At 47.5% G+C, this 26,880-nt stretch carries 20 protein-coding genes and 2 riboswitches; of the genes, 11 read left to right on the top strand and 9 right to left on the bottom strand.

What is annotated here, in order from left to right:
• Positions 1-19: 19 nt before the first annotated feature.
• Positions 20-2,254, bottom strand: a complete 2,235-nt coding sequence (locus tag KNQ12_RS16980; RefSeq protein WP_353047608.1) for a CDP-glycerol glycerophosphotransferase family protein — start codon at positions 2,252-2,254, stop codon at positions 20-22.
• Positions 2,255-3,529, bottom strand: coding sequence for a hypothetical protein (locus KNQ12_RS16975; protein WP_251055716.1), 1,275 nt, complete (start codon positions 3,527-3,529; stop codon positions 2,255-2,257).
• Between the two features lie 123 nt (positions 3,530-3,652).
• Between KNQ12_RS16975 and KNQ12_RS06525 the strand changes: the two genes are divergently transcribed.
• Both KNQ12_RS06525 and KNQ12_RS06520 read left to right on the top strand, forming a co-directional pair.
• Positions 3,653-4,723, top strand: a complete 1,071-nt coding sequence (locus tag KNQ12_RS06525) for a glycerate kinase (RefSeq protein WP_214746926.1) — start codon at positions 3,653-3,655, stop codon at positions 4,721-4,723.
• Positions 4,724-4,785: 62 nt separating this feature from the next.
• Positions 4,786-5,355 (top strand): hypothetical protein, encoded by a 570-nt coding sequence (locus tag KNQ12_RS06520; protein WP_214746924.1) that lies wholly within the window; start codon positions 4,786-4,788, stop codon positions 5,353-5,355.
• A 47-nt stretch (positions 5,356-5,402) separates the two neighbouring features.
• Here KNQ12_RS06520 and KNQ12_RS06515 read toward each other — a convergent pair whose 3' ends face one another.
• The gene (locus tag KNQ12_RS06515; protein ID WP_214729259.1) at positions 5,403-5,882 is read right to left on the bottom strand and encodes a glutathione peroxidase; all 480 of its coding nucleotides are present in this window, start codon (positions 5,880-5,882) and stop codon (positions 5,403-5,405) included.
• A 170-nt stretch (positions 5,883-6,052) separates the two neighbouring features.
• Here KNQ12_RS06515 and KNQ12_RS06510 point away from each other — a divergent pair, with 170 nt between their 5' ends.
• The 5 genes from KNQ12_RS06510 to KNQ12_RS06485 all read left to right on the top strand — a co-directional run bounded on the left by KNQ12_RS06510 (position 6,053) and on the right by KNQ12_RS06485 (position 12,316).
• Positions 6,053-6,247, top strand: a complete 195-nt coding sequence (locus tag KNQ12_RS06510; RefSeq protein ID WP_023469379.1) for a hypothetical protein — start codon at positions 6,053-6,055, stop codon at positions 6,245-6,247.
• A 241-nt stretch (positions 6,248-6,488) separates the two neighbouring features.
• A riboswitch (cyclic di-AMP (ydaO/yuaA leader) is annotated at positions 6,489-6,642 on the top strand.
• 325 nt (positions 6,643-6,967) lie between these two features.
• Positions 6,968-8,608 carry a potassium-transporting ATPase subunit KdpA gene (gene kdpA / locus KNQ12_RS06500; protein WP_174316576.1) on the top strand — a complete coding sequence of 547 codons (1,641 nt, stop codon included), beginning with the start codon at positions 6,968-6,970 and terminating at the stop codon, positions 8,606-8,608.
• Positions 8,609-8,625: 17 nt separating this feature from the next.
• The gene (kdpB, locus tag KNQ12_RS06495; protein ID WP_483297638.1) at positions 8,626-10,695 is read left to right on the top strand and encodes a potassium-transporting ATPase subunit KdpB; all 2,070 of its coding nucleotides are present in this window, start codon (positions 8,626-8,628) and stop codon (positions 10,693-10,695) included.
• A gap of 14 nt (positions 10,696-10,709) precedes the next feature.
• Positions 10,710-11,231, top strand: a complete 522-nt coding sequence (kdpC, locus tag KNQ12_RS06490; RefSeq protein WP_214746920.1) for a K(+)-transporting ATPase subunit C — start codon at positions 10,710-10,712, stop codon at positions 11,229-11,231.
• Positions 11,228-12,316: a universal stress protein gene (locus KNQ12_RS06485; protein ID WP_214746916.1), complete on the top strand. Its 1,089-nt coding sequence runs from the start codon at positions 11,228-11,230 to the stop codon at positions 12,314-12,316. Before kdpC ends, KNQ12_RS06485 begins: the two co-directional genes overlap by 4 nt.
• Before the next feature lie 314 nt (positions 12,317-12,630).
• Here KNQ12_RS06485 and KNQ12_RS06480 read toward each other — a convergent pair whose 3' ends face one another.
• Together KNQ12_RS06480 and KNQ12_RS06475 are read right to left on the bottom strand one after the other, a co-directional pair.
• Positions 12,631-16,002 (bottom strand): SH3 domain-containing protein, encoded by a 3,372-nt coding sequence (locus KNQ12_RS06480; RefSeq protein WP_214746913.1) that lies wholly within the window; start codon positions 16,000-16,002, stop codon positions 12,631-12,633.
• Positions 16,003-16,202: 200 nt separating this feature from the next.
• A complete protein-coding gene (locus tag KNQ12_RS06475) occupies positions 16,203-18,233 on the bottom strand; it encodes a thioredoxin domain-containing protein (protein ID WP_251055715.1) in 2,031 nt (676 codons plus the stop codon).
• Between the two features lie 600 nt (positions 18,234-18,833).
• On the opposite strand from KNQ12_RS06475, the gene KNQ12_RS06470 reads away from it, so the two are divergent.
• Positions 18,834-19,013: a DUF2188 domain-containing protein gene (locus tag KNQ12_RS06470; protein WP_214746910.1), complete on the top strand. Its 180-nt coding sequence runs from the start codon at positions 18,834-18,836 to the stop codon at positions 19,011-19,013.
• A gap of 129 nt (positions 19,014-19,142) precedes the next feature.
• Positions 19,143-21,893, top strand: a complete 2,751-nt coding sequence (locus tag KNQ12_RS06465) for a chitobiase/beta-hexosaminidase C-terminal domain-containing protein (protein ID WP_214746907.1) — start codon at positions 19,143-19,145, stop codon at positions 21,891-21,893.
• Positions 21,894-21,905: 12 nt separating this feature from the next.
• Here KNQ12_RS06465 and KNQ12_RS06460 read toward each other — a convergent pair whose 3' ends face one another.
• On the bottom strand, positions 21,906-22,262 hold the full coding sequence (locus KNQ12_RS06460; protein ID WP_023469370.1) for a hypothetical protein: 357 nt from the start codon (positions 22,260-22,262) through the stop codon (positions 21,906-21,908).
• Positions 22,263-22,610: 348 nt separating this feature from the next.
• On the opposite strand from KNQ12_RS06460, the gene KNQ12_RS06455 reads away from it, so the two are divergent.
• A complete protein-coding gene (locus KNQ12_RS06455; protein ID WP_214746904.1) occupies positions 22,611-23,489 on the top strand; it encodes a CAP domain-containing protein in 879 nt (292 codons plus the stop codon).
• An 85-nt stretch (positions 23,490-23,574) separates the two neighbouring features.
• Positions 23,575-24,075, top strand: coding sequence for a GNAT family N-acetyltransferase (locus tag KNQ12_RS06450; RefSeq protein WP_251055714.1), 501 nt, complete (start codon positions 23,575-23,577; stop codon positions 24,073-24,075).
• Positions 24,076-24,134: 59 nt separating this feature from the next.
• Here KNQ12_RS06450 and KNQ12_RS06445 read toward each other — a convergent pair whose 3' ends face one another.
• Genes KNQ12_RS06445 through KNQ12_RS06435 form a run of 3 tightly spaced genes read right to left on the bottom strand, consistent with a single transcriptional unit; the run spans position 24,135 to position 26,646 of the window.
• Positions 24,135-24,950: a MetQ/NlpA family ABC transporter substrate-binding protein gene (locus KNQ12_RS06445; protein ID WP_064299347.1), complete on the bottom strand. Its 816-nt coding sequence runs from the start codon at positions 24,948-24,950 to the stop codon at positions 24,135-24,137.
• A 27-nt stretch (positions 24,951-24,977) separates the two neighbouring features.
• Positions 24,978-25,643, bottom strand: a complete 666-nt coding sequence (locus tag KNQ12_RS06440; RefSeq protein ID WP_023469366.1) for a methionine ABC transporter permease — start codon at positions 25,641-25,643, stop codon at positions 24,978-24,980.
• The gene (locus KNQ12_RS06435) at positions 25,633-26,646 is read right to left on the bottom strand and encodes a methionine ABC transporter ATP-binding protein (protein ID WP_214746900.1); all 1,014 of its coding nucleotides are present in this window, start codon (positions 26,644-26,646) and stop codon (positions 25,633-25,635) included. Before KNQ12_RS06435 ends, KNQ12_RS06440 begins: the two co-directional genes overlap by 11 nt.
• An 84-nt stretch (positions 26,647-26,730) precedes the next feature.
• Positions 26,731-26,836, bottom strand: a riboswitch (SAM riboswitch).
• Positions 26,837-26,880: the final 44 nt, after the last annotated feature.

Below are 26,880 nucleotides of genomic sequence, written 5' to 3'. Positions count from 1 at the left end.
GAGTTCTTTACTGTTTCATTTACGTACTTTTCAACGGATCCGTTACGAAGATTCCTTCCGCTGTCTCGGACGCTTCGAGTGGAGCATCATCTAAGAAGTAGGTGCGTACTACGCGATTAGCGGCAAGCCCATCCTCTTTCGCACAGAACGTTTCCCGAAAATGATCGAGCTTTACTTGATAATCCTTCGCCCAAGATGGAATCGTCGCCAGTGCCTCGTAAAAGGACAGCTCTTCTTCGATGATCGGACCAGGTAAGTCCTTTTGGTAGTCTAAGTAGAAACCGCGCAACGTATCGCGATAGAGCTCTAGGTCATAAGCATAAAACAGGACCGGACGATTCAGATTGGCGAAATCGAAAAAGACGGATGAATAGTCAGTGATCAATAAATCAGTTAATAGATACAGCTCTTGAATGTCGGGATAGTTGGTGACATCGAGGAACTGTTCTTGATATTCACTTGGAATTTTCGGTTTTTTCGTTACGAGTACATGGGTCCGAATGAGGAATACATAATCATCCCCTAATGCTTCAGCGACACGACTGAATTCGAACGGGTAATCAAAGAAAAATTTTCCGTTTCCTAATGCATGATGATCCCGGAACGTAGGAGCATATAAAATGACCTTCTTATCCGGAGAAATATTCAATTGTGCACGCAAATCGTCGACTTTTTTCGTAGTATCTGCAAAGAATAAGTCATTACGTGGATAGCCGGATTCAAGGATCGTTCCTTCATACTGGAAAGCACTTTTAAAGATCGCTGTCGCATAACTACTCGGCGAAAGAAGCACACTCCATTGTTGGATCGAGCGAGTGACGCGGTCGACATACCCGGCGTCTCGACCATGAATTTCCTCTAAATCGAATAACATCTTTTTCAGTGGTGTGCCGTGCCATGTTTGAATATAGGTCGTTTCTTTACGTCGGGTCATGTAATGAGGGAAGTTTTGATTGTTCACCCAATACTTGGCCGTCGCTAAATAATAAAAGTAGCGAGGTGACAGACGTTTGATGACGTTAACATGATCATCCCCGAGATAGAGTCGTTTATTGTGCACCCAGATGACTTGATGGGTGCTGCCGAGGCGACGCAATTCTTCATAGATATAACGGGGACTATCACCGTACTGTTTACCGAGCCCGCTCTCGAACACGATTTTATTTTCTTGTACCGGTAATTTTTTCATCAAGCGATAGCTGATTTTCATGATTGGGAAATAGAAGCGACTCCGACGGAAAAGTCGGAATAACACGAGTGATGCTTCTTTTGTTTGTATCGTTTCCCAAACATGGCGCTGCTGTTTGTAATCAAGAATCGTTTGGTAGATATCTTCGGAATAAGACTGTTCTGTTGGTTTCAAGAAGACCGCAGCCCGCTCCTTGTAAGACGGAAGCATCGCAAAATCACGTGAGGCCGTCGCTTCGAGGTCAGCGATTAAATCATCGACTGTAGTCGAGATGGGACCGGGTAACTCTTTCGCTAAATCAAGGTGCGAACCGACCGGACCGATGAATCTGCGAGCATCGAATTGGAAATAGTGAACCGGTCGTCCTAAGAAACTAAAATCAAAGGCGACGCTCGAGTAGTCTGTAATGAGTAAGAGACTCTCCTTCAACAAACTTTGGACATCCCGTTCGCCTTGATAGATGACGGTCACTGGGAAACGCTCGAAATGGCTCGCGTACTGTTGCATATTCGGATGTAGACAGAACAGAATCTCCAAATCATGGTCGTGTGCGAGTTCATGGAGGCGCGGGTGTTCTAAAAGAGCGGAGTACTGTGCGAAATAGTCCGATTCCAAGAACTGAATAGGTGTTTGCAACCACGAACGCCACGTCGGAATGATCAAGATTTGCCGTTTGACGGGCGTGTCACCGTTCAAGAGGGCGTCGAAGCGTGAGAGCCCCGTAATTCGAATCTCGTCTTGACGATAGCCCATATCCTGTATGACCAATCGACGTTCCCGTTCAGAACTCACTAAAAAGAGATCGGTATCGAACGATAATGCGAATTTGCCGTACTGATTCTCCATATTTTTAGCGCCCAGTACTCCATGTTGAATGAAGATCCGGTCGGCTTTCATTTTTCGCTTGAATCGCGGTGAGCGAAGGGGATAAAGATAGTCGGCATGATGGGTTCCGACGAATTTACTTGCCATGAACGAATGATAAATATGTTCTTTCGAACGGAAAGGCAAGGTATTTCCAAGAATCGCGACCTTATCATACTCAGGTGAATTTGGATCAATCACTTAGTAAGCAGGATGTTCTGCATGTTGCTCGCGCATGAACCGGAAAAAGTGATACCCGTTATCTTGTGCTTTATAAGGTCTTTCCCCGATCAACCATGTTTTTCGGTCAGCAAAGAGACGATAGAGAGGGGCAAACGTCATCATATGCTCAAGGTAACGATAATTTTCGTTCGTGAACGCACTTAATTCAAACGAGAGGTTCCGATGACCGACAGTGAAATAAGGTGTGACATGCATCGTATGTGTCGCGTTGCGCCCAGTAAGTTCCGTTGTGAGATGACGTGTGATGTAACGAGCTCTTCCGAGTCGGACGAGGCGAGGGATCAGACGATGGTAGTAGGTCAGTTCCATGAAGCTATCGTAGATGCCTTCATGGAGAAGACGTTCCGATTGTAAGGCGGACCAATCAATCTGTGTGCGATACGTATAGCGATATAGACCAAACCGACGTTGACTTGCCTCTTGATCGTAAAACCAATCAACGGGCAGTGCGATCCGATCTCCAGTTTCACGATGGACGAGGATGAGCTGTCCTTTCTTTAAAAAAGAATGGCGCGAAAACAACTTGCCCTCTATATGTGTTTCGTGAGAGTGTTTTTTATCAATCCGATCAATCTGTAGCCGTGACTTAATGAGGGGTTCCTTATTTAGTAATAATCGGATGTTCCCTTTCAAGTCTGTGTATAAAAAGACACGATGTTGCTTTGTCGCATCAAATAAAGGTGCGAGCGGTGAGGGGATGACCGTTTGTAAATAACGACCTAACGTAATCTCGCGTACGTAAGCATCCTGTGTGATCATCGCGCGCGAAGGAAGACCGTTCTCTTGCCACTTCTCGAGTGTTTCCGGTGGAATGGCCGCAAGCGGTTTACGATATTTGAGATATAGGGAAAATCGACCATGAGGCAATAACGTCTCAGGTGTAAGAGCTGATTCTTCTAAAAAATCTTCTTGTTCTAGGTGAGTGTCTTGATGCTGAATGAGGTGATCGATCAGAAGGTGAATATGGGATGGATTGAATTCGAATCGGAAAAAGGTTGAACGTGCTTGATGATTCACGAGCTCCGTGACGAGGAGCTGATTCCGGTCATAAATACAAAGGGACTCGACGACTAAATCCGGATCGGTCAGATGACCCGATAAGGATAAAGCATGTTCATCTGACATAAGAGAGATCTGCTGTTTGCTAGTCTTCCGTTCTTTAGAAGAAGAGCGTTTCGGTAAGATCGTTTTACCGGACCGTGCCATTCTCAAAAACAGATGTGATACATTCATAACAAAACCTCCTAAGATGTAAAAAGAAGTAAATGGTATTTTCGACACACAATAACATACCATAAAAGTAAATGTAAGTGGTTACAGAAAAAGTCGGATTAACTTATAAAGAAGGTGTGAAGAATGCGTCATTTGATTTTAATGGACACGTTCAAAGGAAGCCTCGCTTCGAAAGAAGCGGCAGAGGCGGTCGCTGCAGGTATTCTTCAACGGGATCCATCCGCGATCATCGATCAATCGCCTGTCGCTGATGGAGGAGAAGGGACACTCACCGTGTACGCGGCAGGGGGCTATGAGATGCGGACGGAGTGGACGGTGGACTTAGCCGGACGCCCTTGTGAAGTGATGTATGCGCAACATGGACAAGAAGCCGTCATTGAAGTCGCACAGATATGCGGATTATCGATGAGACATGAAACAGACGATCCGTTTTTGCTACACACCAAAGGAGTCGGTCATCTCGTCCAGACGTTACGCCGAAAAGGCATGACAAAGATTCGAGTCGCTCTTGGAGGAACAGGAACGACAGATGGCGGGCTTGGTTTTTTACATGAAATGGGATGTTCTTTACGAGATGAGGAAGATCGTCCGATTCGGTTTCACACGAATCCGCTAGTCGAGACGCAACGGCTGACATGTATAGACGCTTCATTTTCGTTGGAGGCATTGGTCGATGTTCGTTCCCATTACTCTGGTCAAGACGGTCCAGCATATCTATTTGGACCCCAAAAAGGGTTGCGACGAAATGAGATTGAATATTTAGATCAACGACTGAAAGAAATGGAAACGATTCTTAAGCTAGAAAATATTCAAGGTGCAGGAGCCGCAGGTGGACTGGGTGGTGCGATTCATGCTGTCGGGGGAACGATCGTATCCGGTGCCCAGTCCATCCTTACGTATATAGGATTCGAAGAACGATTACGGAAAGCAGATTATGTCTGGACTGGTGAAGGGAAAGTCGATCACCAAAGTCAATTAGGGAAAATAACAGGAGAAATCGTGCGATCTGCTGGAGTTGCTCAAGTTCCATGTCTTATTCTTGCTGGTATCGTCGAAGAAAAGGTATCCGGTGCGCTGGATTGTCGATCGATTCATGTCAACCAACCCGTTACGTTAGACAAAGAGCAGACATTTGCTCGCTTAACAGAGCAGACCTCAATCTGGCTAAAAGAACTTTCACAGGAACAGGGATGAAGTCGGAAAAGTTTGGGTAAATAACTGTATATTGCCATACTTTTAAGAAGGTAGGTCATCGTATGATCAATCAATCGATTCAATTATCGTTTCGCCAAGTTCGAGCATTAGTCGAACATACCCTGCTATTATTCAAAGAGCTTGATCAACAATTAGCAAAACGTGGATACGAACCGGTTCTCCCGGAAGTCGTCCAAACGGAGCATGGTCTGAGCATCCATCAGACGAAGGAGAGTGCCGAGTCGCTCGTACCGCACTTTTTAACTCGGACGTATGTCCGGCAACAAGAAAAAACGAACCAACATGGATTGCTGATCTCTGTTCAATATACGCATCCGCTCCATGAACGATTCGATCCGGTCGTCCTCGTCGGTGATGTTGCGTTCAAGCAAGCAAAACATGCGCAAAAAATCTTAAGTGAAAAGCCGTGGCTCCTGAAATATGCAGCTTTTGAATCTACGATTGCGCAAGAGTTCGTTGCCGATGGTACGCGCTATACGACGCAACCGATTGAAGAAATCGAAGAGCTGGTCGTCTGGGGGCATCCGTTCACGGAAATGCGCGACATCGATGACGTCAAACGATTGGCGGAAGAGATGATCAGCCGTCATCTTGAGCCGGGGACAACATAAAAAATAAGCTTCCGTTCCTTCAAGAGAGAAGGAGGGAAGCTTATTTTTTAGACTTGAACGAGCAATCGTTCAATTGCTGCCGTCAAATCAGTTGGATTCGTTTTTGGTGAGAACCGCGTCACTTCTCCATCACGGGTCACGAGGAATTTCGTGAAATTCCACTCGACGTCTGTTGTACCGTCCGTCGTTGGTGCTTGTGCTTTCAGTTCCTCAAATAACGGATGGGCTTGCTCACCGTTGACATCGATTTTTGAGAAGACGGGGAATGTCACGCCGTAGTTGACTTGGCAGAACGACTGAATCTCCTCGTCCGTTCCCGGATCTTGATTCGCGAACTGATTACATGGGAAACCAAGTACGGTCAATCCTTGCGAACGATAGTCTTGATGCAATTGCTCGAGTCCTTCGAACTGTGGCGTCAAGCCACATTTGCTGGCTGTATTGACGATCAGCCATGCTTGAGCTGGGTAGTCACTTAAGGATGCCGACGTTCCGTCGACGCGTTGAAATGAATGATCTTGTAACATATCGATTCCCCCTTTTTAAGTACTTCTCCAGTGTAACAAATCCGTTTTCTCGTCGTCTTCTATCGTTACTTGCGAGATGACAGAAACATCACAATCGGGTGTCAGTGACGATTTTTCGATGAATCTTTGTTACGATGAAAAGAAATATGGAAGGAAAGGAGAGATGCCACATGAGAAAAATGTTGAAACAATCGCGGTTCGTCATGATCGCGACGCTTTGTCTCGTCCTGGTCGGTAGTTGTATCACGTTACTGACGCTTGGATTCGAACGCGATATTGTGATTCTTGTTTCTGGAGTGGTTGCCCTATGGGTGACGATGCTAGCTCCTTTGACGGTCCATGCCAAAATGAATCAGCAATCATAATCGTTGTTTGTTCATGAAACTGCGGAACGATTCTCACTGAAATGGAGCTCCTCCACTTTAGATGAAGGAATCGATTTCTGCGGTTTTTTTTCTTCTATAGCATAGGGTTGAAAAACACTATTTTTCGAAAGTAAGTCATTAAAAAATCAGACTATTTTTTTTTCAACTTTTCTATTTACAACTCTAAAAAATCGGAGTAATATCCATCTCATCAACGAACACTAACATGTTAATGTTTCGATCTCAAAGTACGCCGAATTCATGATTGAAGCGGGGGACCCAACCGTCACGACACGTGACACGGGGTGAATCCTTTCCGAACGGGAAAGGTAGGGCGAAATCCTAGGTATGCCCGAATCCGACAGCTAACCTCGCAGGCGTTTTTAGGAGGGAACGACTCTTTTTCAGTATGCCAAGGTATAAAGGCGATGCTGGGGCCGTTTTTCGCCTCACATCGTCTTTTTGTCGTGTTTAATTGTAAAAATATTGAATAATATGGAGGTAATTTCATAGTGGGAGAGCTGTGGAGTATTTTACTACTTGCCTTCTTCTTCGGCACGACGTTCGGGATGATTCATCTGATCGAACGCGTCCAGTGGAGAGCAGGTGACCGCAAATGACATGGTTTTTACTGGCGACGGGCTGCCTCGTCTTCTTGTATCTCGGTTATTGTCTGATGTATCCAGAAAAATTCTAATCGCATAGGGAGAAAAGAAAAACATGTGGACTCAATTCATGATCCAATTTTGGATCCTACTCGTCATCGCACTTTGCGCGGCGGTCTTACTTGGTCGCTACATCGGAGTATACTTCGCACCTGTCGCAGAGCGCCGGGTCGATAAAATTGGTAAGGTCGAACGACGACTGTTGTTATTACTCGGTGTCGATGAAAAGAAACACGATCAATCGTGGGTCGGCTATTCGAAGAGCCTCTTGCTCGTTAACCTATTATTTTTCATCGGTGGATATTTGTTACTTCGCTTCCAAGGTAGTCTACCCCTGAATCCGAACGATGCTGTGAATCTCGACTGGTCGACGGCGCTTCATACGACGATCAGCTTCATGACGAATACCGATCAACAACACTATTCGGGTGAGGCACTCTCGTATCTCTCGCAAACGTTCGTCCTCGGAACGATGTTATTCGTCGCTCCGACGATGGCATTCACGGTCTGTATCGCTGTCATTCGTGGTCTTGCGAACAAACCGCTCGGTAACTTCTATGCCGACTTCTTCCGCTTCATCTTCCGAATTCTCTTACCGATTTCGTTCGTCTTCGGTTTAGCGATGATCCTACTCGGTGTACCGCAGACATTTGGAGGAGCAGTCAGCGTCACGACGCTCGAAGGAGCGAAGCAGTTGATCTACCGCGGACCGGTCGCTGCTTTTGAAGTCATCAAACAGCTCGGAAACAATGGTGGTGGTTTCTTTGGTGCCAACGGAGCGCATCCATTCGAGAACCCGAACCAGTTCGTCAACTTCATCCAGATGTTCTTGATGTTGCTGATTCCGATGTCACTTCCGATTGCATACGGTAAAATCATCGGTTCAGCGAAACAAGGGCGACTGTTCCTTAGTGTCATGACGCTTCTCTTCATCATGATGACGGTCGGGATGGCAGGGAGCTTACTTGCGAATCCAACGGCGCATGGTCAGGAATTACGATTTGGTCAAATCGGAACGGCGCTCTACAGTTCGATTACGACGGCAGCTGAAACTGGTGCGGTCAACGCGATGCACGACTCACTGCATCCGCTCGCAGGATTGATCCAACTCGGCAATATGATGCTCAACGTCGTTTACGGTGGAGCAGGTGCAGGATTCCTGAACGTTTTGCTTTACGCCTTTGTCGCAGTCTTTCTGACAGGTCTCTTGATCGGTCGGACACCGACGTTCCTCGGGAAGAAAATCGAGACGTTCGAAGTGAAGATGATCGCGATCGCGCTACTCGTGCCGCCCTTCCTGATTCTCGTTGGAACGGCGATCTCGATGTACGTCGCACCAGGCGTCGCCGGCATCTCGAACCCAGGTTATCACGGACTGTCGCAAGTCTTGTATGAGTTCACGTCCGCGACAGCGAACAACGGATCCGGTTTTGAAGGACTCGGCGACGCAAACGTCTACTGGAATGTCTCGACGTCATTCGCGTTGTTCTTCGGACGCTACATCCCATTGATCTTGATGCTTGCAATCGTGGGTTCGCTTAAAGCGAAGCAATCGGTCCCGCAAGATGAATTTTCGTTTAAGACAGACACACCACTCTTCGGAACAGTCTTCCTCGGTACGGTCGTACTCGTCGGTGCATTGACATTCTTGCCAGTGCTCGTACTTGGACCGGTCGCGGATTGGCTGACGATGTGAACAGGAGATAAAAGCATATGATGGAACGAATCATGCATCCGACGCCCGATGAACACCAACCGAACGGGGAGCCGGAACACCAATCCAAATCAGCAATCAGTGGCTCGATCGCGCGTCAAGCGACGATCGATGCCTTTAAAAAATTGAATCCCGTTAATATGGTCAAACAACCGATCATGTTCGTCGTCTGGATCGGCTGCTTGCTCGCAATCGGCTATACGATTTTCATTGATGAGATGCGCGGCTTTAACTTAACGGTCAGCATTATTCTCTTCCTGACGGTCTTATTCGCGAACTTCGCGGAATCAATCGCGGAAGGACGCGGGAAAGCACAAGCGGACTCACTGAAAGCGTCAAAAGCGGATGTCATGGCACGTAAACGTGTCGGGCAACTGATTCAAAGCGTTTCGTCTGCGACCCTTCGTAAGGGCGATATCGTCTTCGTCCGAGCAGGGGAGTATGTACCGGGTGACGGTGAAATCATCAAAGGACTTGCTTCGATCGATGAATCGGCGATCACGGGTGAATCCGCACCCGTCATCAAGGAAGCGGGCGGTGACTTCTCCTCGGTCATCGGTGGAACGCTCGTCGTCAGTGACGAGATCGAAGTCCGGATCACAAGTAATCCGGGTGAATCATTCCTCGATCAGATGATTGCCCTCGTCGAAGGCGCAAGTCGTCAAAAGACACCGAACGAACTCGCGTTATCAACGCTCTTGACGAGCTTGACATTGATTTTCTTACTTGTCGTCATGACATTACCGGTCTTTACGAACTACCTTGGATTTGATCTATCAGGTTCAATCTTGATCGCCTTACTCGTCTGTTTGATCCCGACGACGATCGGTGGCTTACTGTCAGCAATCGGAATCGCCGGAATGGACCGTGTTACGCGTTTCAACGTCATCGCAATGAGCGGGAAAGCGGTCGAAGCAGCAGGCGATATCCAAACGATCATCCTGGACAAAACAGGAACGATCACGTTCGGTAACCGGATGGCGTCGGAGATCACACCAGTCGGTGGACGCACTGCTGAGCAGGCGTTTGAGGGGGCAATCCTTGCCTCACTCGCTGATGAGACACCAGAAGGACGTTCCGTTCTTGAACTCGCTGAACTTCGCGCGATGCCTGTTGAACAACATTGGTTAGATGGTGCAGAGATCGTACCGTTCCGCGCAGAGACACGGATGTCCGGACTCGATTTAAGAGATGGTCGCCGTGTACGGAAAGGGGCTGGGCAAGCGATTCAAGAATGGGTCAAGGAACAAGGTGGAACCATTCCAAATGATTTGCAAGAGAAAGTAGATGCGGTCTCTCGTCTTGGTGGCACACCACTCGTCGTAGCGATCGACGCAACGATCCTTGGCGTCATCTATTTGAAAGATACGGTGAAACCGGGCATGCGCGAACGATTCGATCGGTTGCGTGAGATGGGGATCAAGACGGTCATGTGTACAGGTGACAATCCGTTGACGGCAGCAACGATTGCCCGCGAAGCAGGCGTCGATGATTTCGTTGCCGAATGTAAGCCGGAAGATAAGATTCGTGTCATTCAGCAGGAACAAGCAGCCGGTCACCTCGTCGCGATGACGGGAGACGGTACGAATGACGCACCGGCGCTCGCTCAAGCCGATGTCGGTCTCGCGATGAACAGTGGGACGCAAGCCGCAAAAGAAGCGGCGAACATGATCGATCTCGATTCAAACCCGACGAAGATCATCGAAGTCGTCGAAATCGGGAAACAGCTCTTGATGACACGAGGAGCGTTGACGACGTTCTCGATCGCGAACGATGTCGCGAAATATTTCGCGATCATCCCGGCAATGTTCATGGTCGCGATCCCGCAGATGGAAGTGCTCAATATCATGCGTCTTGATTCACCGACGAGTGCGATTTTGTCTGCCTTAATCTTCAATGCGATCATCATTCCGATGTTGATTCCACTCGCGATGCGGGGGGTTACCTACAAACCGATGACGGCGGATCAATTACTCGGTCGTAACTTGCTGATCTACGGTCTTGGCGGTGTCGTCGTTCCATTCATTGGGATTAAAATCATCGATGTCTTGCTTGCAAGCATCCTCTAAGGAGAAAACGAATCATGAAACAAGCCATTCGTGTGACAATCTTCGTCACGGCGTTATGCGGGATCGTCTTTCCCGCTTTATTGACCCTGTTCGGTCAACTACTCGTACCGGATAAAGCTGAAGGTTCTTTAGTACAGGAAAACGGAAAATTCATCGGATCGGAATTGATTGCCCAGCCGTTCACGTCGAAACAGTATTTTCACGGACGTCCATCAGCGGTCGATCAATTAGCGGGAGCGTCTGCTGGGGATAACCTAGCAGCATCGAACCCGGAGCTTGGCACGAAGATGGCGGAATTACAGAAACAGAACCAAGTGGACGACGCTTCGCTTCCGGACGATGCCCTCGTGACATCCGGTTCTGGCTTCGATCCGCACATCTCAGTCGATTATGTTTTGGTTCAGGCGAAGCGTATCGCAACCGCACGCGATCTGTCGCGTGAAGAAGTACGGAAGTTGATCACAAAGGAAGCAGGAACCCATGATTACGTCAATGTCCTGCGCTTGAACTTAGCACTTGATCGGAGTAAGTCATGACACGAGGAAAGCTGAAGCTGTATATCGGCTCAGCTCCTGGTGTCGGAAAGACGTATAAGATGCTTGCCGATGCACGAACATTGACGCTTGAGGGTAAGGATGTCGTCATCGGACTGATTGAGACACACGGTCGCAAAGAGACGGCGGAGATGGTCGGGCAACTCGAACAAGTCCCGCTACTTGAAGTCGTCTATAAGGACAAGACATTCCCCGAGGTGAACGTGGACGCGATCATTGCCCGTCGCCCCGATATCGTACTAATCGATGAACTGGCGCATACGAATGCGCCAGGATCGGTACGAAAGAAACGCTATCAAGATGTTGCAGCATTGCTTGAAGCAGGAATCAATGTCTACTCTGCCGTCAATATCCAGCATTTCGAAAGCTTGCTTTTTAAAGTCAAAGAAGTGACGGGTGTCGAAGTGAGAGAACGCATCCCGGATCCGTTTCTCGGGGAAGCCGATGAGATTCTACTCGTCGATGTCACACCACAAACGTTACGGGAGAGACTCGAGCAAGGAAAAATCTATAAGAAGGAAAAGATTGAACAGAGCTTGAATTCGTTCTTTTCGCTTCAGAATCTTGCGAGCTTACGTGAGCTATCGCTGCGTCAGGTCGCGGACGAAGTAGACGATCAAGTCTATCAATCACGTTTGCTGATCGAAAAAGATCCGGCGACGCTACAAGAGCGAATCCTTGTCTGTATACAGCTCAATGACAATGCGCGGAAGTTGATCTATCGCGGCTTTCGCATGGCAAGTCGATTGAAGGCAGAACTGCATGTCCTAACAATCTTACCGGCAGCGGAGAATCAATTGAATGCGAAACAAAAAGAAGTGCTTGCGATGGTACGCGAGAGTGGTTCCTTGTTCGGAGCAGAAGTTCTGATCCGAATCCAAGGCGAGCGCTCGATCGCCCAAGCAATCACAGCTGCCGCGAAACATCATCGCATCACTCAAATCGTTCTCGGTCAATCCGCACGAACCCGTTGGCAGGAAATCCGGCGTGGATCGATCATCAATGAAATCATGCGTCATGTCCGCGGCATCGATATTCAAATCGTCGCTGATGACATGGAACGCTAGGGGAGCCCTTCCGCGTAAATGCAGGGGTTCTCTTCGAAGTTTGTCGTTTCACAAAACGAACGAGTCGGTCATTCTCCCTGTCCTCAGGCGGGAGGTAAGACGCGGCATCCCCGCATTTGATGCGGTCTGCCGGGTCTTACCTAGCCCTGACGAAAGCGCCGCGCGCGCTTTCTGATCCTGTAGGAGTGGAGGATGACCTTTTTCGTTCTACATCAATCAAAAAGGAAAGACCGTTCCAGTGAAGTCACCAGAACGGTCTTTCCTTTTTTGTTGGAATCATTTCAATGATTTAAAGACTCAGCTTCATCGTCTCCTCAACGAGCGAAGACTGGAATATCGAAGACGGCTGTATAGCTATCCATCTGTTGATATAAATCATAAATGCGAGTCGTTTGTTTCGCAGCCCATCCCATGTCTGTCGCATATTGATGACGACCAGGATTCATTGGGTTCCAGCGCATTTTATAGAGTGTGTTTTGATTGTAGGCATGGTGAATATATTGAGTTCCAATAAATTCGGCTCCACCCATGATGGCCGCTTCCGGTGTGAACCATCCTTTTTCGTAGGCTGTTCTTGCTCCACCGTTGATCGGATCTGAATCGACAGCGCCGATACCGTACATATTATAGACCATTTTTCCATTCCACATGACGCCATTCGCTAAAGTCGACGTTCCATTTCCTGTCTCAAGTAGCGCGTGGGAGATCAAGTAGATTTCGTTGACGGAAAAGGCTGTACCAGCGTCGATGAATGCTTGTCCGCAGCTTCCGGTCGTACATTTACCAAAGATGCCTTTTGTGCTGATAATCTTATCTAATGTTGCAGCAGAAGCGCCTGTCGTCTTCGATAAATCAAGGAATTGGAAGAATTCCTTTGAAGAGCGGCTGACTTTTAATGGGTCAGCGACGTTCCGGACATCAGACTCGAGTGCATTCAACCAACCAAGTGTCCAGTATCCGGTGGAAGACGTGTAAACACGCGGATACGTCGTATAGAAATCACCAATTCGTTGATAGACCTTAATCATCTGTTTCGGCTGGAATTGTCCATAAATATGGCTATCCGTTGCTGCGCCGGAACGTATATTGAGTGGTGTCGTTGACGATACGGTCGCGAGTGTACCATTGACTGGGTCTTCCGATCCACCGAATCGAACGTACATCGAGCTGACATACATCATCTTATTTTTATATAAATCGGTTTGAGGTGAAGGATTTAACTTCATTTGAGTGCTGATAAAGTTATCAAATGTATACGGTGTCGCAATGGAATTGTAGACATTTAGTTTTGAAGATGTCGTTACAAGTGTTCCATTATACGCATAGCCTGATTTACCTTGATAGGAAATCTTATACCATTGTCCGATTTGTCCGGTGACGTTGACGACGACGTTCGAAGGAATCGTCGTCACGACTTGATAGGAACTTCCGACATACGAGCGAAGTGGAGTAGGACTTGTAGCTCGGACGTATAACGAATCTTTCGATACATAGTCAATCTTACTTGTAGATGCGTTCGTATCGACATACCCTGTTTTTCCATTGATCGTTACTTTATGCCACTGTTTATTCGTATGTGACGTAATCAGTGAAGTCGTGTAGTAGACGTTTCCTTTAGCTAGTGTCGTAAGTGCTGTTGCTTCTTCTAAAGGTGAATTTCGAATGATTAAGTTCTCGTTCGCGAGGAAACGAGCGCCACTAATCTTTTTCGTTTCTGTATAAGGTGTTAAAAGAGCGCCATCGATATACCCTGTTTTTCCATTAACACTTACGTTCATCCATTTCCCGATTGAACCATTCACCTGCACGATCGTTCCGTTTGGCAGTGAAGCGATTTCGCTGTATGTCGGACCAGCGTATGACTTCAGAGAAGTCGTTTGTACCGTCTTATAGCGATGGGCTGAAATCTTACGGTATGAAATCGGACTTCCTTGGTTGGCTCGGATGTATCCTGTTTTCCCGTCCACTGAAATACGATGCCACGACTGACCGTGACCGTTCGTGACAAGGCGCGTCGTGTAATAGACATCCCCGTTCTTTAGCGTCTTCCATGTATCGGCATCCGCCTGATACGTCGTTTTGACGTCGATGGATGTATTTAATACATAACGCGCTGCTGAGATCGTAGACGTTACGATATATTCGTTCAAATCATCCTGATGAATATATCCGATTTTTCCTGCATACGTCACACGGTACCACTCATTGATGGATCCTGTAACGGATACCTTCGTACCGCTTGAGATGGACTTGATGGAAGCGTAAGATACGCCAGCATAAGACTTTAATCCTGTAGCGTCGGTTGTTTTCATCGTCACGGCATCTGCTTGATAGGAGACTTTTTCTCCTGTTCCGTAAGCGATGTAACCGGTCTTTCCGTCTTTTTTGATCTGATACCATTTTTTAGAACCAAGTGTGACGAGACGTGTCGTGTAATAGATATCACCCTCTTGAAGCGTAGCGATTTTAAACGCATCTGCTTCAGGAGCGACTAAGATATCGGTGGATGATGTGACGGCGAAACGTGTACCTGAAATGGTTTGGACGAGGGCTGCTGTCTTAAACGTCGAAGCCGACGCATATCCTGTTACACCATCGTACGTGACACGATACCATGTACCGATTCGACCAGAGACGAGCGGTTTTGCACCGGCCGGAATCGACTTGATCCCTGCATACGAACTGCCTGCATAAGAACGAATTGTCGTTTTAGCTGTTGTGATGAAAGAAACGTTCTTCAGGCTTTCGTAATTCACGTTCGTTCCTTGATTTGCTAAAAGATAACCGGTTTGACCGTCTTTTTTGATTTTGTGCCACGTGCTACCTCGTGAATCCGTTGCGAGTGTCGTCGTGTAATACGCATCACCTGTTTTTAAAGAAGCAATCGTTTTACTCGTCGACGAGGCGGATGCCTTTATTTCGATGGATTTCTTCAAGAGAACACGTGTAGTAGGAATCGTTTTGATACTTTGTTTAGAGACTTGTAAAAAAGCGTCACGGTGCATGTATCCACTATTTTTGCCGTGACGAACGCTATACCAGCCGTCGATTTTTCCGACTACTTCAACGTTTGTCCCAACTGGAATCGATTCGACTTTTGGATAACCCGTTCCTGCATAAGTATGTAGCGTGTAGGTATCCGTCGTACGTGATGTTTCGTTCGCGATCTTCTGATAGGAAACAGGAGTGGCACCAGATGGGACATATCCTGTTTTTCCTGCGTAGTTCAGGCGATACCACGTTTTGCCGTATGGATCGGTAATCCGTTGTGTCGTATAATACACATCTTTACTTTGCAGGGTGCCAATTGTCGTTGCTGTCGTGCGTGCCGCATTTTTAATCGCCGTATTCGTAGAGACGATATAGCGTTGTCCAGAGATCGTTTGCTTTTTCTCATACAACACTAAATATTTTGAAGCGACATATCCCGTTTTTCCGCCATATGTTACTTTTTTGTAGCTTCCGGCATCATATGCGGATGAAACGACCGTTCCGGTCTTGATCGTCAACAAGCGTTTCCGTGAAGATGTCGTCTTATCATACAGATCCGTATCTGCCGATAGACGATAAGCCGTTACTTTCGTTGTTGCTGCGTTCACTATCGGTAGAGATGATAGAATGATGCTAAACACGATAAGAAGACTCGCGAACACCTTCAAAGGTTTCGAGATGGATGTCGTATTCAAAGTATCTTTCCTCCTAGTAGATATTCGTCCAAGCGGACGGAATCGGCTTCTAGGATGTCTGGTCTAAGGTGTACGTACTTATGCCTATTCCTACTATCGACCATATCGGATTTTTATGAAGAAAATATTGGGTTTTTTTGAAAAAAGGGATTTAGTTTTTTGAAAAACCCTCCTGTTTGTTTAAACAAGAGGGAATAGGATCAGATAGTGAGACGTGCGAGGATTTCTGTTAAATTCGTCGTCGGGCGTTCACAAGTAAAATCATGACAGAGATACGCCGTTGGCTCTTCTGGTTCTGGATAATCCACGAGCAAAGAGACGTGCGGCAAAAGGTCACGCTTCGTACCAATTAACAACGCAACTTCCGGTAAGCGTAACTGTTGCAGTTGCTCGATTTCGACCGGGATGTCTACGTCTTCTGGAATCAAGATAATCAATTCCTTCGGTTCCATCTGCCGGTAGGTGAAGGTACTGACAAGGGAGGCAAATCCGGTCGGTTGTTGCTCGACTTCTTCGATTAAAGCTGTGAGCGCCCGTTCGGCACTTTCCTGATAAACGAGACGCCCGGTCAGACGACTAAGCGTGAAGAAAGCGTTTAAGGCAATACTATTTCCAGCAGGTGTGACGCCATCATACAGATCGAGTGGGCGAACGAGTAGCTCATCGGAGCGTGACGAAGTCAGATAAAAATAACCATCTGCTATTTGAAACTGGTCCTGCAGCACATCTGCGAATGCTAAAGCTTCCTTTAGATGAAGCGCCCGTCGTGTTGATTGGAATAGTTCAAGATGTGCATCGATCAAATATGCATAGTCATCGAGGAATCCGTATCCGGTTGCTTGTCCGTCTCGGTAATGAACAGCAAGTTGATTCTCCGTGCGGACGAATCGCTCGAGTGATGTCATCGCACGCGTGGCGACACGTGTATAATGCGGTTCACCAAAGACACGACCGGCTTTAGCGAACGTCGAGATCATCATCGCGTTCCATGAGGTCAATCGCTTATCATCACAAAATGGTCGCGGACGTTCATTTCGCGCACGAAGGAGGAGCTGGCGCTCGCGTTCGAGTTGCGCCGCTGTTTCAGCAGGCGAAAAGTGAACGGAACGCGCGAATGTCTCAAGTGTTCGTCCCGTCCGGTAAAAGACGTTTCGTCCTTCGAAATTTCCTGATGGTGAAGCATGGTAGAAGCGCGGGAACAGCGCGTCTGGTCCGAGTAAGTCGGTCAGTTCAGCAGCCGTGAACGTATAATAATGTCCTTCGCCTCCTTCGCTATCCGCATCCAAGGCGGCGTAGAAGGTGCCGTCCGGTGCAGACAACTCACGCTCTACGAATGTCAGTACTTCTTCCGCGTAACGTCGGAAGCGGAGTTGTCCGGTCACTTGATATGTCTCGATGCATAAGGTTGCGAACCACGCATTGTCGTACAGCATCTTCTCGAAATGAGGAATTTCCCATTTGGCATCGACCGTGTAACGAAACAATCCGTAGCCGACTTGATCCGTCATCCCGCCGTCACGCATCGCAATCAATGACCGCATGACCATATGGAGCGCCGTCTCGTCTTCCGCGAATTGATAATAATCAAGCAAGAAACGGAGCAGGGCAGGCGACGGAAATTTCGGTGCTTCTCCGAATCCACCGTGTTGACGGTCGAATTGGCGCATCGCTTGATCAAAGGTGTCGTGAATGATGGATTCATCCCAAGTACTGGTTGATGAAGCTGGTCGTAACACGTCGCGAAGTGTCTGGGACATGTTCTGACCGACTTGTGCGATTTTTTCTGGTGAACGGCGGAATTGTTCGCTGAGCTGAAGCGTCACCTGACGAAAACTCGGACGGTTGAACTGAGGCGTCTTCGGAAAATACGTGCCGATGTAAAATGGTTGCTGGTCCGCTGTCATGAAGACGCTCAGTGGCCAGCCGCCTTGTCCGTTCATGACTTGAGCCGCCGTCATGTAGACATGGTCGATGTCAGGACGTTCTTCCCGATCGACCTTGATTGCGATGTAGCGTTCGTTCAAGAGTCGTGCCGTTTCTTCATCTTCGAAGCTCTCATGAGACAGCACATGGCACCAATGGCACGTCGAATAACCAATCGATAAAAAGATCGGCTTGCCGCTTTCTCGAGCGGCAGTGAAGGCGTCTTCGCCCCACGGGTACCAATCGACAGGCTGGTGAGCGTGTTGCAATAGGTAGGGACTCGTTTCATGGATAAGTCGATTCGACATGATAGATTTCCCTCGTTTCTTCTATAGTAATGAGTCCTCTTCACGATACTCGGCTTTTACGGCAGGTGCAACTTCAATTCTGAGACAGAAGAAAACGATTTTTTAAAAGAAAGATTGACTTTATAAAAGAAAGTGTGATAGATTAATACAAGTCATGAATCGGGGATGATCACTCATGTGAGAATCTTCAATCCATATCATACAATTAAATCGACAGGTCAGGATTTTTAGACCGCTACTGACAAATGAGTCAGACATAAGTCATCGCTTTTATTTTGTCCTTCTTCATACTACGAGGAGAAGTTGACCCAGCAAGATAAACCTTCCAATCGATACTTTTCCGCTCATTCCCGAGCTATTTCTAAAAATCCCAGTATCATGCGTCCGTTGCAGACGCATCACGATTCTTGCTAAAATGCTTGATTCAGCTGGCGCGGCCAAGGAGCCGTAACAACGAAAGAGAGGTAGGGCTTTCGTCGTTTCAGGTGTTTTGATCACCTGTAATCCTCGATTCTCATGACAACCAAAAACAACGACACGCTGATGAGGCGTTTTTTTTATGCCTTTTTTCGGGTAAGGCTGAAAGAAGGAGGTGACGACATGCCATGGAATGAGAACGACTATCCAGAGTCATTCAAGAACTTTGATCCACCACTACGACAGAAAGCGATTGAGATTGCAAATGCTTTGTTAGAAGAAGGGTATGAGGAAGGACGCGCCATTCCAATCGCGACATCACAAGCTGAAAGATGGTACGAAAGTCACAAAGACGAACAATAAAAAAGTTGTAAGCGATACCATTACTTTCATTTACGAAGGATGGTATCTTTTTTTACGAAAAATATACACTATTGAGAATATAATCTGATATTATAAAGAAGTGTCAGAAAATTCAAAGGGGGTCTCATCATGAAATACGGCAGTACGTTTGGAAAGTGGGCATTGGCCGGAGTGTTAACAGCAGGAATCCTTCCACAAGCGGGTCTTGTCGGGGCAGAAGGCGAAGGCGTCATCTTGTCTGAATACATAGAAGGAACAAGCAACAACAAGGCAATCGAGCTATACAATGGGTCGGGGCAAATCATTGATTTAGCAGACTATACTCTTGTTCAATATACGAACGGTGGACCGTCAGAAGCGAAAATCACACTATCGGGGAAAGTGGATCCAGGGAAGACGTTCGTCATCGCGAACGCGAGTGCGAATGCGGACATCAAAGCAAAAGCACAATTGACGACGGGATCATTGAACTTTAACGGGAATGATCCCATCGCACTGAAAAAAGGCGATGTCGTTCTTGATATCATCGGACCACTCGGTTCATCAACGGATTTCGCAAAAGATACGACACTCGTGCGGAATGCGGGCGTCACATCAGGTGCTAAAACGTACGAACCATCACAGTGGACGAGCTTCCCGGTTGATACACTGACGAATCTCGGCAGTCATCAGACAGAAGCGGGCGACGTTCTTGCAGCACCTACAGCTTCTCCGGTCGGTGAAGTCGAACGTGGGGATCAAGTGACATTGTCAGGTGAAGGAACGATCCATTATACGGTCGATGGCACGACACCGACTGTCGACAGTCCGGTGTACACGTCACCGATTACGATCAACGATGAAGTGACGATTCAAGCAGTTGCCGTCAAGGACGGTAAAACGTCAGCTGTTTCGACATTCAAGTATTACATCGCACCATCAATCACGAAAATCAGCAACATCCAAGGCGTTGCGCATACGTCGCCGTACGCAGATCAACTCGTCCGGACGACAGGTGTCGTCACGTACGTCGTCGATGCGAACAACTTCTACATGCAAGATCCGAATCCGGATAACGACAGCCGGACATCGGAAGGGATTCTCGTCTACGCGAAAAACCATGGTGCTGCCGTTGGACAAAAAGTCGCGACGACAGGATATGTCAAAGAGTGGTTGCTTGGCGGCTACAGCGATAAGTTCGATACGGATTTAGCTGTCACGGAAATCAGTACGGTCAATCTCGTGAAGGGTGCGCTTAACGAAGGCTTACCAGCAAGTATCGTTCTTGGTGATAAAGGGGTCTTGATTCCGACGCAAGTCGTCGACAATGATTCCTTCGCGCAGTTTGATCCAAAAGAAGATGCGATCGATTTATACGAAAGCTTAGAAGGTATGCGTGTCGCGTTACCGAACGCAATCGTCACAGGGCCGCAAGCAAACCGAACAATCCCAGTTCGGACACAAACAGATGCAAACAAGGTCTACACAAAACGTGGCACACCAATCCTGACGAAGGATAATGTCAACCCAGAACGTCTATTTGTCGAGATGGGCAGCTCGTCGTACCGTGCGAAAGCTGGTGATACATTCGATGGAACAATCGAAGGCGTCATGAGCTATAACTATTCGGCCTATAAAGTACTCGCCAAAGCAGCGGACCTTCCGAAACTCGTCACGAGCGAAGTGGAGCGTCAACCGACGAACATCAAGACGGGGGAATCACGCTTGACGGTTGCTTCGTACAACGTCGAGAACTTCGCCTCAACGGCAGACGCTGGAAAAGTCGATCGTGTCTCAGAAGGCATCGCGACATTCCTGAAGACGCCGGACATCGTCGGTTTGACAGAGATGCAGGATAATGATGGTGCGACGGATAGCGGAACAGTCGACGCATCAAAATCATTCGAGACATTGATTGCAGCAATCGAAGCAAAAACAGGTGTCCGCTATGCCTATACGGACATCGCGCCTGAAGATAAGAAAGACGGTGGACAGCCGGGTGGAAACATCCGTGTCGGATTCCTTTACAACCCGGCGCGTGTATCTCTCGCACCAGGTGAAAAAGGTGGTGCAACGGAAGCTGTTGCGGTGGAGAACGGCAAGCTGACGAAAAACCCGGGTCGCATCCAGCCGACGGATCCGAACTTCGCCAGTTCTCGAAAACCACTCGTCGCGGAATTCCTCTTCAACGGTGATTCGTATCACGTCATCGTCAACCACTTCAACTCAAAAGGTGGCGACGGAGCTGACTTCGGTAAGAACCAACCGGTCGTACGTAAGAGTGAAGTCCAGCGTCATGCGATCGCGAACATCGTCCAAGATTTCGTCTCTGAATTGAAAACGGAAGTCAAAGATTCGAACGTCGTCGTTCTCGGTGACTTGAACGACTTCCAGTTCTCAGAAACGCTAAATATCCTGAAAGGGAAAAACCTCTGGAATACAGTCGATGATCTTCCAGAATCCGAGCGATACTCTTACGTCTATAACGGAAATGCTCAAGTGCTCGATCACATCTTGATCTCGAACAACTTAAAACGTTATACGTCTTCTGATATCGTCAACATCAACTCGGAGTATATGGAAGCAGACGGTAGCGCGAGTGACCACGATCCGGCGATCATCTCGATTCAAGGTGCAGAGACAGCCGTTCCGGTCAAAGGCATCGCAGAAATCGGAAAATGGCGTGCCGTTCAAAAAGGAAAACATATCTTCCTCGAATGGAAATTAGGTCGTCATTGGTTAAAAGCGAGCGGAACAACTGGAGAGCAACAAGGTGAGTTGCTCGCACTGCGTGTATCGCAAGATCGACCATATATTCAAGTGAAGACGAAAAAAGGAAAAACAATTTGGTTAGAACTTTCTCATTTCTATCGTTTGAAAGAAACAACGAAATATCAATGATGAAAAGCGGACTTAACGGTCCGCTTTTTTGCGTGACGAGAAAAAGAGAGAAAGAAAAGAAAGTGTGCTAATCGAAAGTGTCGAGATTAACGCGACAGGAAGAGGGATGACGCGGAACATATACGTGAAGTGTACCATGATCAAAAATAGGATAATGGCGAGACCAGGAATGAATTGTTTGCAAAGCAACATACCAGAACCAGGAACGAGTAACTCAAAACCGAGTCGTTGATTCAATCGTACATCTTCGTGTGCATTCGCTAAACTGAATGAAACCGTCAACACGACGAGAATCATCCATCCAGAAAATAAATATTGCTGAATCGGTAAAAAGGCGATGGACTCATAAATGAAATACAGTAAAACCATAGGTCAACTCCTTCATTTCATTATGTTATTTGGAAAAGCATTGAAAGTTTGGCTTACGAATTCTAATGATACCGAGTAAGAATTCCGAGAGCAATCAAAAATCTCGAATGATGAAATAAAAGAATGTTCACACATTTTAAGAAAAGGGAAAGATGGTTTAGTATATGTACTAAATACTTTTAAGAATCCTCTTAACGAAAGCATTTTAATAATATGAGAACGTTCTCATAAAACGTGTCTAATTTGTGAACGGAAAATGTGATTTAGACAATTAAGAGCCAATGACTGTTCGAAAGAATCATTTTCTTTTAAAATAAAGGTAATGATTAAAGGAGGCGAAACGAAGATATGAAAAAATGGTTGATCGTCGGAGTAGCAGCAGTAGCTTTTTTCGGCTACGAGAACATTCCAATGGAACAGGCAGAAGCCGATTATCCGAAAAGTGGCGGCAAGCTGATTGATCGATATAGCAGTGAATATCCAGGTTACGACTGGGAAGTCAGGCGGACGTCCAGCGAAGAATTCGTATCGTTGACGAAGGACGGTAAGGAATACGGAAAGTACCGATTTAAAAATGGTATAACAACGCAAGGGGCAGTCTTGAACAAGGATACGGAATCATCGCTGAAGAAAAAAGGATGGACCGCAGTGAAGTCCTACCGTAAAGGCAACACGAACTACATGTTGAACCTGGATCATGCAGCCGTCTATGAGAAGAAGGGGAATTACGTCACCTATTTCTTCGACCAACATGATGGGAATAAGGTGAAAGCGACACTGTCGATTCCGAAAGACGTCGAAGCGAAGAAAAAGGGTTTCTATGGTACGGCTTCGAATGCGTTACGAACGACGGATGAGAAGCTGATGCTACGATTGATGAACTGGGAACGGGCTGACTACAAGTTAAATCCGTTGGCTCCGTATACGGCACTGAAGCCAGTGACACGCGGTCATAGCGAAAATATGGCGAAGAATAATTTCTTCGCACATACGGATCCGCAAGGGCGTGATCCGTTCGACCGGATGAAGCGTGAAGGAATCAGGTTCAGCTATGCTGGTGAAAATCTATCAATGGGCTATCCGAATGTCTTTGCATCACATTGGGGCTTAATGAATTCAAAAGGGCACCGAGAAAATATTTTGAAAAAAGAGTACAAACAAGCTGACATCGGTGTGGCTTTCCGGAGTAACGCGCCATACTTCACGATTAATTTCCGAACACTTTAAAATAGAAAAATGGAGGACGATATTTCACGATGTCGTCCTCTTTTTCATGAAGCGATGTGTTTTACACTAAAGGCAGGAGGTGGGGATGTTGGAAATCCGTCGATTGAATCCAGAAGATGCAGTACTCTATAAAGCGTTGCGATTAGAAGCCTTACGAAACCATCCTGAGGAATTTGGCTCTGATTATGAATCAGAAAAAGATCGATCCGTCGAACGGTACGCAACTCGTCTTGAAAGCGAACAGTCGATGACGTTTGGTGCGTTTCATGAAAATGAACTCGTCGGTGTCGTCACTATCGTCTGCTCCGAGCCGTTCAAGATGCGACATCGAGCGAATGTATTTGCGATGTACGTCACGCCACGCGCCCGAAAACAACAGGTCGGACGACGCCTTGTAGAAGAGGCATTACGTACATTAAAGCAGCATCCTGTGATTGAGCAAGTCCATCTCTCGGTCGTCCGGACGAATGAAGCTGCTAAAGCGTTGTATCGATCACTTGGTTTTGAATCATACGCGATTGAACCGCGGGCGCTGAAAATCGATGATACCTATCATGATGAAGAACTGATGTGGTATCGGTTCTAACACAAAACGACCGGAATTCAAAGAGAGGTGATCTCGTTGAATTCCGGTCGTTTTTTACATCAGTTTGCCCATTCAGGTTTACTGAAGCCTTTGAATGATTTTTCGATGACTGTATTGAAAGCGTCCGATTCGACGGCTGCTTTTAAGTCTTTTGCGACTTGCTTGTCCGCATCTTTCGTTTGGACAGCGACGAGGTTACGGTATTGTTCGTCCATCGTTTCAAGCGCTAACGCATCAAGTAAGTCGAATTTCGCAGCAAGTGCGAAGTTCCCTGGAACGGCTGAAATGTCGACACTTTCGACGGCGCGTGGCAATTGAGCCGCCTCGAGTGGTTTAATGACGAGTTTCTTCGGATTCTTGACGATATCCTTCTCTGAAACGGTTAGTGGATCAGCGTCCGGCTTCAGTTCAATCCAGCCTTGTTCCGCAAGTAAGTTCAGTGCCCGTGCTTGGTTCGTCGGATCATTCGGCGTCGCGACTTCAGCACCTGTCTTGACGTCGTCAAGTGTCTTCGCTGTCTTACTGTATAGTCCCATCGGTGCTGTCGGAACCGTGATGAGTCCTTTTAAATCGAGGTTCTTTTCTTTAGAGAACGTCTTGAGATAGATCGAGTGTTGGAACAAGTTGGCGTCGATGTTCCCGCTACCGAGAGCGATGTTCGGTTGGATGTAATCGCTGAACTCGACAATCTCGACTTTATAGCCTTTCTTTTCGAGTTGCGGCTGGATCGCTTGTTTGACCATGTCGCTATACGGACCGCTTGTCGCACCAATCTTGATCGTCTTGTCCTTTTCATCAGCACTGCTGTCTCCACATCCCGCGAGGACTCCTGCACCGAGTAAGGCTGTTGCTAAAAAGGCATATCGTTTTTTCATGATTCCACTCTCCCTTTGCATGTATGATTAGCGTTTATCTGTTTTTCGCGCCAGTTGATTGCCAAGTGCTTGAATACTTTGAACGATGACGATGAGCACGACGATCGTCACGATCATGATGAGATTATCGTAGCGATAATAACCGAAACGGATCGCGAGGTCACCAACACCTCCACCGCCGACGATACCAGCCATCGCTGAGAAGCCGATCAAGCTGATCGTCGTTAATGTGATGCCCTGAATGATGCCAGGGAGTGCTTCCGGTAAGAGGACACTGACGATGATCCGTAATGGTTTCGCCCCACATGCTTCCGCCGCTTCGATTAGACCAGGCGGAATCTCGCGGAGTGACGTCTCAACGAGTCGCGCGAGAAACGGAATCGCTGCGACACTGAGACTGACGGATGCTGCCGTCGGACCAATCGTATTGTCGAGTAAGAACTTCGTTAACGGAATGAGGGCAACCAGCAAGATGATGAACGGTAGCGACCGGACGATGTTGACGACGAAGTCAAGGACACGGCGGACGGCAAGGTTTTGAAAAAATAATCCCCGGTCGGTGACGAACAAGAGAATCCCGAGCGGAATCCCGACGACCAATGCAAAGGCAAGTGAAATTCCTACCATCCACGCCGTCTCGCCGAGTGCCTTCAAGAGCTCAGGTAACATCGTTTGAATACGATCAAGCCACATCCTGAATCACCTCGAGTGCATGAAGTTCCGTCGCGAGCCAGTCGAGGGCAGGAGCGATTTGGTCGGATGATCCCGTCAAGCTGACAATCAGGACACCGAAGGCGACGTCTTGAATGTAGTCGACCTTGCCGTGCAAGATGCTGACTGAGATATCGTAACGGCGGATTGCTTCTGATAACGTACTCTCACCGGTCTTCTCGCCCGTGAACTGCAAGCGGATGATCTTGCCTGGAGTTGCCTGTAAGATGCGTTCCGGCAATTCGATTTGTAGTGCCGTATCGACGTAATGTTTCGTCACCGGATGCTTGGCTTGACTGAACAAGTCATAGGTTGAGGCGACTTCAACGACTTCACCTTGCGACATGACCGCGACGCGATGGCAAATCTGTTTGACGACATCAATCTCATGCGTGATGAGGACGATCGTCAACCCGAGTCGTTCATTCAAATCCTTCAGCAGTTCAAGGATCTGTAGTGTCGTAACGGGGTCAAGAGCGGATGTCGCTTCATCACATAACAAGACGGTCGGATTGTTTGCGAGTGCCCGGGCAATCCCGACGCGCTGTTTCTGCCCACCGCTTAATTGACTCGGGAAGTTCGTCTCAAATCCTTCAAGTCCGACGAGCGAGACGAGTTCGCGAATCCGCTCCGGGAAATCTGCTCGTTTGACGCCAGCGGCCTTGAGCGCAAAAGCGATGTTATCCGCGACGTTGCGCGACTGGATCAATTGGAAATGCTGAAAGATCATTCCTGTCCGCAAGCGAAGTTGACGCAAATCTGCTTTTGACATCCCGCCGAGCGAGACACCGTCGACCTTGACGGTTCCTTGTGTCGGATGCTCGAGCCCGTTGATTAGGCGAAGCAACGTACTTTTACCGGCACCAGACTCACCGATGATTCCGAAGATTTCTCCTTTTTGGATCGTCAAATCGACATCCCGTAAGGCAAAAATCGGGGTCCGGTCTCGGACGAACCGTTTTGTAATGTGTTTGAATTCAATCATCCGCTCATCTCCTCATACAAAAAAAGTCGCTTTTTCCTAGTAGCGGAGCAACCAGAAAAAAGCGACGAAAGTGTAAGATTTCGTAACTTATCTCTCAGAATGAAAATCATTCTGTAGGATGTGGCACCGTTCCTTACAGGTGGTTGCCGGACGTCGTTGGGCCTAATCCCTCGGTCGCTCTCGATAAGTAGTTATGCTGTTGGGATTTACTTTAACGGAAATGATTCCCATCTG

The organism is Exiguobacterium sp. s11 (genome assembly GCF_018619015.1).
GTDB lineage: Bacteria > Bacillota > Bacilli > Exiguobacteriales > Exiguobacteriaceae > Exiguobacterium_A > Exiguobacterium_A indicum.
The sequence above is the reverse complement of the archived record's forward strand: the minus strand, read 5'-3'. Positions and strand labels throughout refer to the sequence as shown.

Coding starts and splice junctions, on each gene's coding strand:
- kdpB (WP_483297638.1), top strand. CDS start 8,626: ATGATGGAACGAATCATGCATCCGACGCCCGATGAACACCAACCGAAC.
- KNQ12_RS06520 (WP_214746924.1), top strand. CDS start 4,786: ATGATCAATCAATCGATTCAATTATCGTTTCGCCAAGTTCGAGCATTA.
- KNQ12_RS06465 (WP_214746907.1), top strand. CDS start 19,143: ATGAAATACGGCAGTACGTTTGGAAAGTGGGCATTGGCCGGAGTGTTA.
- KNQ12_RS06435 (WP_214746900.1), bottom strand. CDS start 26,646: ATGATTGAATTCAAACACATTACAAAACGGTTCGTCCGAGACCGGACC.
- KNQ12_RS06450 (WP_251055714.1), top strand. CDS start 23,575: ATGTTGGAAATCCGTCGATTGAATCCAGAAGATGCAGTACTCTATAAA.
- KNQ12_RS06510 (WP_023469379.1), top strand. CDS start 6,053: ATGAGAAAAATGTTGAAACAATCGCGGTTCGTCATGATCGCGACGCTT.
- KNQ12_RS06445 (WP_064299347.1), bottom strand. CDS start 24,950: ATGAAAAAACGATATGCCTTTTTAGCAACAGCCTTACTCGGTGCAGGA.
- kdpC (WP_214746920.1), top strand. CDS start 10,710: ATGAAACAAGCCATTCGTGTGACAATCTTCGTCACGGCGTTATGCGGG.
- KNQ12_RS06440 (WP_023469366.1), bottom strand. CDS start 25,643: ATGTGGCTTGATCGTATTCAAACGATGTTACCTGAGCTCTTGAAGGCA.
- KNQ12_RS06485 (WP_214746916.1), top strand. CDS start 11,228: ATGACACGAGGAAAGCTGAAGCTGTATATCGGCTCAGCTCCTGGTGTC.
- KNQ12_RS06475 (WP_251055715.1), bottom strand. CDS start 18,233: ATGTCGAATCGACTTATCCATGAAACGAGTCCCTACCTATTGCAACAC.
- KNQ12_RS06460 (WP_023469370.1), bottom strand. CDS start 22,262: ATGGTTTTACTGTATTTCATTTATGAGTCCATCGCCTTTTTACCGATT.
- KNQ12_RS06470 (WP_214746910.1), top strand. CDS start 18,834: ATGCCATGGAATGAGAACGACTATCCAGAGTCATTCAAGAACTTTGAT.
- KNQ12_RS06515 (WP_214729259.1), bottom strand. CDS start 5,882: ATGTTACAAGATCATTCATTTCAACGCGTCGACGGAACGTCGGCATCC.
- kdpA (WP_174316576.1), top strand. CDS start 6,968: ATGTGGACTCAATTCATGATCCAATTTTGGATCCTACTCGTCATCGCA.
- KNQ12_RS06525 (WP_214746926.1), top strand. CDS start 3,653: ATGCGTCATTTGATTTTAATGGACACGTTCAAAGGAAGCCTCGCTTCG.
- KNQ12_RS06455 (WP_214746904.1), top strand. CDS start 22,611: ATGAAAAAATGGTTGATCGTCGGAGTAGCAGCAGTAGCTTTTTTCGGC.
- KNQ12_RS16975 (WP_251055716.1), bottom strand. CDS start 3,529: ATGAATGTATCACATCTGTTTTTGAGAATGGCACGGTCCGGTAAAACG.